Source organism: Lelliottia nimipressuralis (assembly GCF_004402045.1).
Classification (GTDB): Bacteria; Pseudomonadota; Gammaproteobacteria; order Enterobacterales; family Enterobacteriaceae; genus Enterobacter; species Enterobacter chinensis.
In genome coordinates, this window is record NZ_SOMG01000002.1 from 21293 (window position 1) to 34351 (window position 13059).

11 protein-coding genes are annotated in these 13059 nt (G+C 57.9%); 9 read left to right on the forward strand and 2 right to left on the reverse strand.

What is annotated here, in order from left to right; genetic code table 11:
• Positions 1-20: 20 nt before the first annotated feature.
• The gene (locus E3U32_RS00630) at positions 21-2297 is read right to left on the reverse strand and encodes an ATP-binding protein (RefSeq protein ID WP_134347294.1); all 2277 of its coding nucleotides are present in this window, start codon (positions 2295-2297) and stop codon (positions 21-23) included.
• Positions 2298-2478: 181 nt separating this feature from the next.
• On the opposite strand from E3U32_RS00630, the gene E3U32_RS00635 reads away from it, so the two are divergent.
• From E3U32_RS00635 to E3U32_RS00660, 6 genes are read left to right on the forward strand one after another with little or no spacing between them, the layout of a single operon-like run.
• A complete protein-coding gene (locus E3U32_RS00635; RefSeq protein ID WP_134347295.1) occupies positions 2479-3999 on the forward strand; it encodes a sugar ABC transporter ATP-binding protein in 1521 nt (506 codons plus the stop codon).
• A complete protein-coding gene (locus E3U32_RS00640) occupies positions 3996-4991 on the forward strand; it encodes an ABC transporter permease subunit (RefSeq protein WP_042719147.1) in 996 nt (331 codons plus the stop codon). The genes E3U32_RS00635 and E3U32_RS00640 overlap by 4 nt, the downstream gene beginning before the upstream one ends.
• 32 nt (positions 4992-5023) lie before the next feature.
• Positions 5024-5965 carry an ABC transporter substrate-binding protein gene (locus tag E3U32_RS00645; RefSeq protein ID WP_126817613.1) on the forward strand — a complete coding sequence of 314 codons (942 nt, stop codon included), beginning with the start codon at positions 5024-5026 and terminating at the stop codon, positions 5963-5965.
• A 48-nt stretch (positions 5966-6013) separates the two neighbouring features.
• A complete protein-coding gene (locus tag E3U32_RS00650; protein WP_134347296.1) occupies positions 6014-6700 on the forward strand; it encodes a D-lyxose/D-mannose isomerase in 687 nt (228 codons plus the stop codon).
• Positions 6701-6710: 10 nt separating this feature from the next.
• Positions 6711-7571, forward strand: coding sequence for a ketose 1,6-bisphosphate aldolase (locus tag E3U32_RS00655; protein ID WP_134347360.1), 861 nt, complete (start codon positions 6711-6713; stop codon positions 7569-7571).
• Entirely contained in the window at positions 7571-8575 is a 1005-nt protein-coding gene (locus E3U32_RS00660; protein ID WP_134347297.1) for a carbohydrate kinase family protein, read from the forward strand. The genes E3U32_RS00655 and E3U32_RS00660 overlap by 1 nt, the downstream gene beginning before the upstream one ends.
• On the opposite strand, the gene E3U32_RS00665 is transcribed toward E3U32_RS00660, so the two are convergent.
• Positions 8572-9303, reverse strand: a complete 732-nt coding sequence (locus E3U32_RS00665; RefSeq protein ID WP_134347298.1) for a response regulator — start codon at positions 9301-9303, stop codon at positions 8572-8574. The two genes, E3U32_RS00660 and E3U32_RS00665, sit on opposite strands and share 4 nt — an antisense overlap.
• A gap of 256 nt (positions 9304-9559) precedes the next feature.
• Here E3U32_RS00665 and fdhF point away from each other — a divergent pair, with 256 nt between their 5' ends.
• The 3 genes from fdhF (at position 9560) to E3U32_RS00680 (ending at position 12977) form a co-directional block, all read left to right on the forward strand.
• Positions 9560-11707 (forward strand): formate dehydrogenase subunit alpha, encoded by a 2148-nt coding sequence (gene fdhF, locus E3U32_RS00670; RefSeq protein WP_134347299.1) that lies wholly within the window; start codon positions 9560-9562, stop codon positions 11705-11707.
• Between the two features lie 321 nt (positions 11708-12028).
• Entirely contained in the window at positions 12029-12181 is a 153-nt protein-coding gene (locus E3U32_RS00675; protein ID WP_131635457.1) for a Hok/Gef family protein, read from the forward strand.
• 121 nt (positions 12182-12302) lie between these two features.
• Positions 12303-12977, forward strand: a complete 675-nt coding sequence (locus E3U32_RS00680) for a tetratricopeptide repeat protein (protein ID WP_134347300.1) — start codon at positions 12303-12305, stop codon at positions 12975-12977.
• Positions 12978-13059: the final 82 nt, after the last annotated feature.

A 13059-nucleotide genomic window follows, 5' to 3' on the forward strand; every position in this document is an offset into this window, starting at 1 on the left:
GAAATCCTAAACAGGGGCGTTTAAAAACATATTTTCCGCAGCGCCTGCGCCAGCTGCACTCGCGTAAACGGCTTACGCAGTAACTGAACGTCCGGCAGCTGAGGGTTATGCGCAGGCCGTAAATCCTGGCCGCTGATCAGCAGCACCGGAAGCTGCGGATAATGACTGCGCACATGGTTAATCACCTCCGCCCCGCTCAGGCTTCCGGGCAACATCAGGTCGCTGATAAACATGCCAATATCCGGCGACGCCGCCAGCATGCTCAGCGCCTGCTCGCCGTTGTCCGCTTCCAGCGTCAGGTAGCCAAGCTGATGCAGCTGCTCGCACAGGGTTTGGCGAACATCGGCTTCATCTTCCAGCACCAGCACCAGCCGCTCGTTATCGACGGAGGCGGCGGCATACTGCGTTTCATCAACTGCAGCGGCGGGCAGCATCGAGCGCGGGAGGTGAAGCCGCACGGTCGTCCCCTGTCCCGGCGCGCTTTCGATCTCCACGCGACCGCCGGACTGACGCACAAAACCGTAGACCATCGACAGGCCCAGCCCGCTTCCACTCCCGGTCTGTTTGGTGGTGAAGAACGGTTCAAAGACCCGCGATTTCACCTCCTGAGACATCCCGCTGCCGCGATCGATGACTTCCAGCGCCACCATATCCTGTCGGCGTCCGTCGCTGCGGGTGACGCGCTGATTCCAGGTACGGATTTTTATCACCCCGCTTTGTCCTTCCATCGCATCGCGGGCGTTCATCACCAGGTTGATGATCGCGTTTTCCAGCTGGCTGACGTCTATCCAGGCGGGCCACGCCGGGGATTGCGCTTCAATCTCAAGCGTGAGCGTGGCAGGCAAAGAGTGGCGCATCAGCTCCCGGAGGTTCTCCAGCAGCGGCAGCATGTCTACCGCATGCGGCGTCAGGGATTGCTTACGGGAAAACGCCAGCAGGCGCTGGGTCAGTAAGGCACCACGCTCGGCAGCCTTCAGCGCCCGGGTAATGCGCGGTGCGTCTTTTGAGTCAGGATCGGTAAGCTCAAGGCTGCCGATGATCACCGCCAGCAGGTTATTAAAATCATGCGCCAGCCCTCCCGTCAGCTGTCCGACGGCTTTCATTTTCTGGCTGTGCAGAAGCGCCTCTTCCAGCCCCTGACGCTCGATGCGGTCGATCTCCATCTGCGTGGTTTTCTCTTTCAGCAGACGCGTGGTGTGCTCAAGCGAGGCGGTGTTGCGGGCAAAAACGTTAAACGCGCGCGCCAGCTCGCCCAGCTCATCGCGCCGCTGCAGGGCGGGGACGGAGACATCCGGTTCACCGTGAGCAAGGCGCGACATTGCCCGGGAAATCGCCGTCAGGTTGGAGGCCAGATTGCGGTAGATATACCAGCAGGCGCACCCGGTGATGATCAGCGCCAGCACGGCGAAGAAGCTGATAAACACGCTGATGGATTGCAGTTCGTGATGACTCTGGGCCGTGCGAAGCCGGGAGGCCTGCGCCACCTGCTCAACGTACTGATTGATGTCACTGTTGAGGATCGCCACCAGCGCCTTAATGTGGAACATATACCAGCTTATCGCCAGGTCGCTCTCTTCCAGCTGTTTCGACAGCGGGGCGAGCTTACCTAACTCGGCATTAAAATCAGGCAGAACCCCCTTCACGATCGGCTGTACGGCACTCCGTGGCAGGGCTGCGGTCACCGCATCCAGCTGCTGAACGGTCGCGCGCGGCGAAGGGGTGTCGATGGCGGCAGCGAGCAGCCGGTCCATCTCCATCAGCTGCTGCGCATCCGGAACATTGCTGCCATAGCGGTGGTTGATGTCCTGCAGATGACGCAGGTAGCTTTGGCTTTGATACAGCGAGCTCAGCAGCGCGTTACGCTCCAGATGGCGTCGCTGTCCACGCTCAAGCATCTCCGTCACGCTCTGCTGCAGCTCATGACTACGCTGAATAATCCGCGCCACCAGCGCCGGCTCCTGCTGCGCCAGCGGCGCATCCGCAAGCTGCTCCAGCGAGTGGCGCAGCGCCATTTGCGTCTGTTTTAGCCTCTCGGCTTCGCCTTTGTACTCCAGCGCTCCCACCACCTGCGAGAGCCGCACCGCCGCCGTCGCCACGTTAGCGGTATCGCGGGCCAGGTTCATGCTGCCGGTCATATCATCCAGCGTTTGCTGCTGCACCTGCTCCTGGATTTGGCTGGCATGACGGAAACCGAGCACCGCCACGCCGCTCACCATCAGCGTAACGGCGACCACCAGCAGATTGAAAATCAGCAGGCGGCCTCGGGCGCTGGCGAAGAACGGAGGGCGTGATGGCATGGGTTTGGGTTCCTGTGCGGTTTGGTGCCCTCACCCTGCCCCTCTCCCACCGGGAGAGGGAAAAGGAAAATGTGACGGCGATTAGCTATTCATAACTATGACAAATATGAACAGCTTCTGACATTTTGCATTTACGTACCTGTGATGAAGTGCAGATATCGACATTCACAGGAGATCCGCCATGAGCAGAACCCCAGTACTGGAGATGCGCAGCATTGCCAAAACGTTTGGCAGTTTCCACGCGCTCAAGGGTGTGGATTTGACGGTCTTCCCCGGTGAGATCCACGCGCTGATGGGGGAAAACGGCGCGGGAAAAAGCACGCTGATGAAAATCCTCGCGGGAGCCTATACCGCCACCCGCGGTGAGATCCTGATTGACGGTCAGCCGTTTCACATCAAAGGGCCGAAAGATGCGCTGGCCGCAGGCATTACCCTGATTTATCAGGAGATGCAGCTCGCGCCCAACCTGACCGTTGCCGAGAATATATTTCTTGGCAGCGAGCTGTCGCGCGGCGGGATGGTCCAGCGTAAAGAGATGGCCGCTCAGGCGCAGGCAGTGATTGAGCGCCTCGGCGCGCAGTTCAACGCCACCGATCTGGTGATGAAGCTGACCATCGCCGAGCAGCAGCAGGTGGAAATTGCCCGCGCGCTGCACCGCAACAGCCGCATTCTGGTGATGGATGAACCCACCGCCGCCCTCTCCTCACGCGAAACCCATCGCCTGTTTGAACTGATTTTGCGCCTGCGCGATGAAGGGATGGCAATCATCTATATCAGCCACCGGATGGCGGAAGTATATGAACTTTCTGACCGCGTCAGCGTTCTGCGCGACGGGCAGTACGTCGGCAGCCTGACGCGCGACAAGCTGAACGCCTCCGAGCTGGTGAAGATGATGGTGGGTCGCCCGTTAAGCGATCTGTTCAACAAAGAGCGTGATATCCCGCTCGGCAGCCCGCGTCTTAACGTGCACCACCTCACCGACGGTAAAAAAGTACAGCCCTGCAGCCTGCAGGTGCGTTCCGGCGAAATCGTCGGCCTGGCGGGGCTGGTGGGCGCCGGACGCTCTGAGCTGGCGCAGCTGATCTTTGGCGCGCGCAAAGCCACGGGCGGCATGATTGAGGTCGACGGCGAGCCGGTGGTGATCCACTCCCCGCGCGCCGCTATCGAAAACGGCATCGGTTTTCTCACCGAGAACCGCAAGGAGCAGGGGCTGTTTCTGGAGCTGGCGGCGCAGGAGAACATCACCATGGCGACGCTTGAGCGCGACGCCACCTTCGGCATGTTAAACCGCAAAAAAGCCCAGTCCATTTCCGATGACGCTATCGCCCTGCTTAACATCCGCGTGCCGCACTCTCAGGTGCGCGCGGGCGGGCTGTCAGGGGGCAATCAGCAAAAGCTGCTCATCTCCCGCTGGGTGGCAATCGGCCCGCGCATTCTGATTCTGGACGAACCGACGCGCGGCGTGGACGTCGGCGCGAAAAGCGAGATCTACCGCATCATGAACCAGATGGCGCGCAAGGGCGTGGCAATTTTGATGATCTCCAGCGAGCTGCCGGAAGTAGTGGGGATGAGCGACCGGGTGTACGTGATGCGAGAAGGCAGCATTGCGGGTGAACTCCACGGGCGTGACATCTCTCAGGAAAACATTATGACGCTGGCAACCGGCGTAAACGACACTCATCATCAGGCGGTGCAATCATGACAACTCCTACCCATCCGCAGCAGGTGGCGAAATCCGCCTCCGCCAAAAAAATGCTGATGAGCGATCTGATGCAAACGGTCGGTATTTTGCCGATTTTAATCCTGATTGTGGCGGTATTTGGCTTTATCGCGCCTAACTTCTTCACCGAGAGCAATCTGCTCAACATTACTCGTCAGGCGTCGATCAACATCGTGCTGGCGGCGGGAATGACCTTCATTATCTTAACCGGCGGTATTGACCTCTCCGTAGGCTCGATTCTGGGCACCACGGCGGTGGCCGCGATGGTGGTATCGCTGATCCCCGAATTCGCCATGCTCTCCATTCCGGCCGCGCTGATGCTCGGCATGGTGCTGGGCCTGTTCAACGGCGCGCTGGTGGCCTTTGCCGGACTGCCGCCCTTTATCGTGACGCTCGGCACCTATACTGCACTGCGCGGGGCGGCCTACCTGCTGGCGGACGGCACGACGGTTATTAACTCCAACATCAGCTTCGAGTGGATAGGCAATAACTACCTCGGCCCGATTCCGTGGCTGGTGGTGATCGCCCTGGCGGTCATTGCTATCTGCTGGTTCATCCTGCGCCGCACCACGCTGGGCGTCCACATCTACGCGGTGGGCGGCAACATGCAGGCGGCGCGCCTGACCGGCATCAAAGTCTGGCTGGTGCTGCTGTTTGTTTACGGCATGAGCGGCCTACTCTCCGGGCTTGGCGGGGTGATGAGCGCCTCGCGCCTCTACAGCGCCAACGGCAACCTCGGCATGGGCTACGAGCTGGATGCGATTGCGGCGGTGATCCTCGGCGGGACCAGCTTCGTCGGCGGGATCGGCACGATCACCGGCACGCTGGTCGGCGCCCTGATCATCGCCACTCTTAACAACGGCATGACGCTGATGGGCGTCTCCTACTTCTGGCAACTGGTGATCAAAGGGGCGGTGATCATCATTGCGGTGCTGATCGACAAATACCGTACCCGACACCATCAAAGTGCATAACAACAAAACCCTACAGCTTCGAGGAAAACAATATGCGTTTGAAACCGTTAGTAACCGCGCTCTGTGCTGGCGCGCTGCTTGCCGCAACGCCGTTTGCGCAGGCGAAAGACCTGAAATCCATCGGCGTGACGGTGGGTGACCTGGCTAACCCGTTCTTCGTGCAGATCACCAAAGGTGCCGAGCTGGAAGCGCGCAAGCTGGCGGGCGATAACGTCAAAGTAACGCTGGTCTCCAGCGGGTACGATCTGGGCCAGCAGGTGGCGCAGATCGACAACTTTATTGCCGCTAAAGTAGACATGATCATCCTTAACGCCGCAGATTCCAAAGGGATCGGCCCGGCGGTGAAGCGCGCGAAAGACGCAGGGATTGTGGTCGTTGCGGTTGACGTGGCAGCGGAAGGGGCTGATGCCACCATCACCTCCGATAACACCCAGGCGGGTGAAATGGCCTGTAAATACATTACCGACCGTCTGAAAGGCAAAGGCAATGTGGTGATCATCAACGGACCACCGGTCTCAGCGGTGCAGAACCGCGTGGAAGGTTGCCAGACGGAATTCAAAAAACATCCGGATATCAAGGTGCTCTCGGATAACCAGAACGCCAAAGGCAGTCGCGAGGGCGGCCTGGAAGTGATGACCTCCCTGCTGGCAGCGAATCCGAAGATCGACGGCGTATTCGCCATTAACGATCCGACCGCGATCGGTGCCGATCTGGCGGCAAAACAGGCGCAGCGCAATGAGTTCTTTATCGTCGGCGTGGATGGATCACCGGACGGTGAGGAAGCCCTGAAACGTGAAAACTCCCTGTTTGTGGCGACCCCGGCGCAAGATCCGCAGGTGATGGCGGCAAAAGCGGTGGAGATCGGCTATGACATATTACAGGGCAAACCTGCGCCGAAAGAGCCTGTGCTGATCCCGGTGACGATGATCGATAAAAAGAACGTCGGCACGTATAAGGGTTGGACGGTTAAGTAACCCTTCGCCCTCTCCTGCCGGAGAGGGCGTCGTTTACCTGGAGTCCCCATGAAACGCTCCGACATCAATGAAATCCTCGGCCACACGCGGCAGTTTTTTTCTATGCACGACGTGCATCTCCCGCCGTTTGCCAGTTTCCCGCCAACAAAATGGCAGCAGCTTGACCAGGCCGCATGGCAGGAAGTGTTCGAGCTCAAACTCGGCTGGGACGTGACGGCGTTTGGTGGCAACAACTTTGCCGCCGAGGGTCTGACGCTGTTTACCCTGCGCAACGGCTCGCCGAACGGCATGCCGTATGAAAAATGCTATGCCGAAAAAATTATGCACGTGCGGGACGGTCAGCTGACGCCGATGCATTTTCACTGGCGTAAACGAGAGGACATTATCAACCGGGGCGGCGGGAATCTGATTGTTGAATTGTGGAATGCCGGTGCGCATGAAGAGACGGAAAACACCGACGTGACGGTCACCGTCGACGGCTGCCTTCAGACCCACGCGCCCGGCAGCCAGCTGCGCCTGCTGCCCGGGGAAAGCATCTGTCTCACGCCCGGTCTTTACCACAGTTTCTGGGGCGAACGCGGCTTCGGCGACGTGCTGGTCGGGGAAGTGTCGTCGGTCAATGACGATGAACACGACAACCACTTTTTGCAGCCCGTCGCCCGCTATAACAACATCGAAGAAGACGAGCCGGCGCTGCTGGTGCTATGCAACGAGTACAACCTGTTTCGGATATAAGGGGTGAATGATGCCACTGATTTCTCTTGCCGACGGTCTTGAGCACGCCAGGACGCATCGTTATGCGCTGGGTGCGTTTAACGTGCTCGACTCCCATTTCCTGCGCGCGCTGTTCGCCGCCGCAAAACAGGAACGCTCGCCTTTTATCATCAACATCGCCGAGGTGCACTTTAAATACGTGTCGCTGGATTCGCTTGTCGAAGCGGTTAAGTTCGAGGCCGCTCGCCACGATATTCCCGTGGTGCTCAACCTCGACCACGGCCTGCATTTTGACGCCGTCGTACGCGCCCTGCGCTTAGGGTTCAGCTCCGTGATGTTCGATGGTTCAACGTTGAGCTACGAGGAGAACATCCGCCAGACGCGTGAAGTGGTGAAGATGTGCCATGCCGTTGGCGTGTCGGTAGAAGCGGAGCTTGGCGCAGTCGGAGGCGATGAAGGCGGCGCGCTTTACGGGCATGCGGATGAAGCGTGCTTTACCGACCCACAGCTGGCTCGCGAATTTGTCGATTCAACCGGTATTGACGCACTGGCGGTTGCCATCGGCAATGCGCACGGTAAATACAAGGGCGAACCTAAACTCGATTTCCCACGCCTGGACGCCATTCGCCAGCAGACGGGGCTGCCGCTGGTGCTCCACGGAGGCTCCGGTATTAGCGAAGCCGATTTTCGCCGCGCGATTGAGCTGGGCATTCATAAAATCAATTTCTACACCGGGATGTCGCAGGCCGCACTTGCCGCCGTGGAGCAGCGTATGGCAAACCGCCAGCCGCTCTATGACGAGTTTGCCGAGCTGCTGCTGGGGATAGAAGAGGCGATTACCGATACGGTCGCCGAACAGATGCGCATCTTCGGCAGCGCGGGGCAGGCATAATGGAACGTAAAGGCATTATCGCCGCAGGCAATATGCTGGTGGATCACGTCCATCAGATCGTGCAGTGGCCGGAGCGCGGCTGGCTGGCGGAAATCACCCACAGCGAACGCTCAACCGGCGGCGCGCCACTCAACGTCCTGCTGACGCTGGCGAAGATGCACGTCGGCCTGCCGCTGCAGGCGGTAGGGCTGATTGGCGAAGACGGCGACGGAGATTACATCCTGGCGATGCTCGACCAGTACCACGTCAACCGCCAGCGCGTGCAGCGCACCACCTTTGCGCCGACGTCCATGTCGCAGGTCATGACCGACCCCAGCGGACAACGCACCTTTTTCCACTCCCCGGGGGCCAACCGCCTGCTGGATCTGCCCGCTTTTGACCGTCTCGACGGGTCGATGAAAATTTTCCATCTCGGCTACCTTTTGCTTCTCGACAGCCTGGACATGCCCGATGACGAATTTGGCACCCGCAGCGCGCGGCTGCTGGCGCAGATGCGCGAGCAAGGGTATGAAACCTCGCTCGATCTGGTATCCCGCAAGGGCGACCCACGCTATCAGCCGCTGGTGCTCCCTGCCCTGCGCCATCTCGACTATCTGGTGATTAATGAGCTGGAAGCCGGCGAGTTTAGCGGCCTGGCAATGCGTGACGAAAGCGACGCCCCGCACGTTGCCCATATCGCTGCAGCCGCGGCGCAACTGCTGGCTGCAGGTGTTCGCCAGCGGGTGGTGATCCACTGTCCGGAAGGCGCATGGGGAGAAGCACGCGGTGAAGAAGGTCGCTGGATCCCGTCATGGATGCTGGAGCAGGAAGAGATTATCGGCAGCGTCGGCGCGGGCGATGCTTTTTGCGCAGGCTTTTTATATGGCTGTCATGAATCGCTGCCGCTTGCGGAAAGCATTTCTCTGGCGCATGCCTGCGCGCGGGCAAGCCTGCTGGCCGCCAATGCAATTGACGGCGCAAAAACGCTGGTCGAGCTGCAACTGTTTATTAAAGAGAATACTTAGGCCGCTTTCTCGCAATGAGACACATCGGTAGCAAACACGTAACCTAGCCCACGAATGGTTTTGATCAGGGCAGGCTGATGCGGGTTAGCCTCGATCTTCCGGCGCAGACGCATGATCAAGACGTCGATAGTGCGATCGAACACCTCGGCGCTTTCGCTGTGGGTCAGCTCAAGCAGCCGATCGCGGCTTAGCACACGGCGGGCATTTTGCGTGAGCGCCAGCAACAAGCCGTACTCGCCCTGGGTTAAGGGCACGGTATTGCGGTTCGGATCGCTTAGCTCGCAGCGGGTGGTATCGAGCGTCCATCCATTAAAGGCAATACCCGCGACGGGTGCCGCGGGAGTTTCTGCAGCCAGCACGCCCGTACGGCGCAGTACCGCTTTGACGCGGGCGACGACCACGCGCGGGTTGAACGGTTTGCCAATATAATCGTCGGCCCCCATCTCCAGCCCCACCACCACATCTGACTCACTGCCCAGACCGGTTAACATCACAACCGGTAGCGCCGGACGCTGCTTTTGCAGCTGCAGCAAAACCTGCAGGCCGTTGATATCAGGCAACATCATATCCAGCAGAACAAGCGCGATATTCGGATCCTGCTGTACCCGGCGCAGCGCATCCTGGCCGTTATGGCAGACAAGCACGCTAAAGACGTGCTCGCTCAGCACATCCTGAAGCAGTTCACAGACTGCCGTATCGTCATCAACCACCAGAATCGCCGGTTTCATTGTATGCTTCCGTCAGGGAATTATGTTAAGTCTGAACCATTCTGCCGTCGGCTCCAGTTAAATAGTTTTTTCAGTGACGGAAATTCAACCCATGTCACATCCGCTGCCCTGTCGACACGTCAATTTTGACGATTCGCTGCTTTTGGTCAGCGTTTTCGCTGCGAATGGGCCGTAAAGTCTAAGCATACCCACACTAAAAACATGGCATAGAAGCTGCATAGTGGGTGCGAACGATTCGATTAACTGGAGCAGACTGATGAAAAAAGTCGTCACGGTTTGCCCTTATTGTGCCTCAGGTTGCAAGATCCACCTGGTGGTCGATAACGGCAAAATCGTCCGGGCGGAGGCCGCACAGGGGAAAACCAACCAGGGCACGCTATGCCTGAAAGGTTACTACGGCTGGGATTTTATTAACGATACCCAAATCCTCACCCCGCGCCTGAAAACCCCAATGATCCGCCGCGAGCGCGGTGGCAAGCTGGAAGCCGTCAGCTGGAACGAGGCGCTCAATTACGTCGCCACGCGCCTTAGCGCCATCAAGGCCAAGTATGGCCCGGATGCGATTCAGACCACCGGCTCTTCACGCGGGACGGGGAACGAAACTAACTATGTGATGCAAAAATTCGCGCGCGCCGTTATTGGTACCAATAACGTCGACTGCTGCGCTCGCGTCTGACACGGCCCATCGGTTGCAGGTCTGCACCAGTCGGTCGGTAACGGCGCAATGAGTAATGCCATCAACGAAATAGACAACACCGATCTGGTGTTTATTTTCGGCTATAACCCGGCGGATTCTCACCCTATCGTCGCGAACCACGTTATTCGCGCTAAGCAAAATGGGGCGAAAATCATCGTCTGCGATCCGCGCAAAATTGAAACCGCGCGCATTGCGGATATGCACATCGCGTTGAAAAACGGCTCGAACATCGCGCTGCTGAACGCAATGGGGCACGTCATTATTGAGGAGAACCTGTACGACCAGGCGTTTGTCGCGACCCGTACGGAAGGTTTTGAAGAGTATCGGAAAATTGTCGAAGGCTATACGCCAGAGTCGCTTGAAACGATAACCGGCGTCAGCGCGCAGGAGATCCGTCAGGCGGCAAGGATGTACGCCGCAGCGAAAACCGCAGCCATTCTGTGGGGCATGGGCGTGACCCAGTTCTATCAGGGCGTAGAGACCGTGCGCTCTCTGACGAGTCTCGCGATGCTGACCGGCAATCTGGGTAAAGCGCACGTTGGCGTGAACCCGGTGCGTGGTCAGAATAACGTCCAGGGTGCCTGCGATATGGGTGCGCTGCCAGATACCTATCCTGGCTACCAGTACGTGAAATTCCCGGAGAACCGCGCGAAGTTTGCGAAGGCCTGGGGCGTGGAAAGTCTGCCCGAGCACACCGGATATCGCATTAGCGAGCTGCCCCACCGTGCGGCGCACGGTGAAGTACGTGCGGCCTACATCATGGGTGAAGACCCGCTCCAGACCGATGCCGAGCTCTCCGCGGTTCGCAAAGGGTTTGAGGATCTGGAGCTGGTGATTGTCCAGGATATCTTTATGACCAAAACCGCAGCGGCGGCGGACGTGATTTTACCGTCGACCTCCTGGGGCGAGCATGAAGGTGTCTACACGGCGGCGGACCGCGGCTTCCAGCGCTTCTTTAAGGCGGTCGAACCGAAGTGGGATTTGAAAACGGACTGGCAGATCATCAGCGAAATCGCCACCCGTATGGGTTACCCGATGCACTACAACAACACCCAGGAGATCTGGGACGAGTTGCGTCACCTGTGCCCGGACTTCTACGGTGCGACCTATGAAAAAATGGGTGAGCTGGGGTACATCCAGTGGCCATGTCGGGATGAGTCAGAGACCGATCAGGGAACGTCATATCTCTTTAAAGAGAAATTCGACACCCCGAACGGGCTGGCGCAATTCTTCACCTGCGACTGGGTTGCGCCGATCGATAAGCTCACCGACGAGTATCCGATGGTGCTCTCCACCGTGCGTGAAGTGGGCCATTACTCCTGCCGTTCGATGACCGGAAACTGCGCCGCGCTGGCGGCGCTGGCGGACGAACCGGGCTATGCGCAAATCAATACCGCCGACGCGCAGCGCCTTGGTATTGAGGACGAAGCGCTGGTGTGGGTGAATTCGCGCAAAGGGCGGATCATCACCCGTGCGCAGGTCAGCGATCGTCCGAACAAAGGGGCGGTCTATATGACCTACCAGTGGTGGATTGGTGCCTGCAACGAGCTGGTGACGGAGAACTTAAGCCCGATAACCAAAACGCCGGAGTATAAATACTGCGCCGTACGCGTGGAGCCGATTGCGGATCAGCACGCGGCAGAACAGTACGTGATCGACGAATATAACAAGCTGAAAGCCCGGCTGCGTGAAAGCGCAATGGGATGAAGCCGTTAATTCATCGTTGAATAAAGGGAGTGAGATATTCACTCCCTTTTTATTTCCGCTCAACGCATTAAATATATCAATTATTTTTCTGGAAAGCGGCTCGCAGAAATAATGTAAATTTCACGAAAAAGAATTACATCTTTGCATTTTGATTCAGAGAGATAAGATATGCGGCGGGTGCTTAAGACTTTCTGTCTTGAGCATTGTTGAGGGACAGAAAGTGGAAAGCCCCGGGAAATCTTCATTTACCCGAGGCTACCCCTCAACAACCAACAGGTTGAGAGTAGCCTCTTATTCTTTTTTTGACAAGGAGTAAAAGGCATGACGCCATTAAAAACTGCGTTAGGCATCGTCTTTATTATTTGCCTGACGATAGTGATATTTACCTTTATTAATCGCGGGAAACTTTGCGAGTTTTCAATAAAGGGTGAACATCAGGAGGTGGCGGCAAAATTAGCCTGTAACGCAGGCTAACCTCTGCGGGCGGAACGACAGTTCCGCCCGGCTTGTAGGATGCTGAGGTCTTAATGCACCCATTTTTTTCTTCCGCCACCGCGATTATACTGCGCGGCGTGTACCCAGATGATAAGAATCCATGAAACCTATTTTTCTGTTGTTGTTATTTTTCACCTTGTTCGCCCACGCGGATGAGATAGGCAGCCAGTATCAGAAACAGGCAGAAGCAGGCGATGCCCGCGCCCAGTATTATCTTGCCGATACGTACTTCAGCTCTGGCGACAGCAAGCAGGCTGCGCTGTGGGCCGAGAAGGCCGCAAAAGGCGGCGATGTCGATGCCATGGGGCTGCTCTCACAAATTCTCTTTACGCAGGGCGACTATGCCCAGGCTAAAGCGCTGGCGCAGCAGGCGACCATCGCGGGCAGCAAGCGCGGCACCATTATGCTGGCGCGCATTTTGGTGAACACGCAGGCGGGTAAAACGGACTATCTCCAGGCCATTAAGCTGCTGCAAACGGCCACCGAAGATATCGACAACGACTCTGCGGTCGATGCGCAACTGCTGCTGGGGCTGATTTATGCCAACGGTGTAGAAGTGGCCCAGGACGACACTCTGGCAGCATCGTGGTTTAAGCGCAGCTCGTCTTTGTCACGTACGGGCTACGCGGAATACTGGGCAGGAATGTTGTTCCAGCAGGGTGAGAAAGGGTTTATCACGCCCAATAAACAGAAAGCGCTGTACTGGTTGAACCTGAGCTGTACCGAAGGGTTTGATACGGGATGTGAAGAATTTGATGCGTTGAGCGGGGAGTAAAGCATTGCCCGGTGGCGCTACGCTTACCGGGCCTACGGCTTGTGTAGGCCGGGTAAGGCGAAGCCGCCACCCGGCTTTTTAC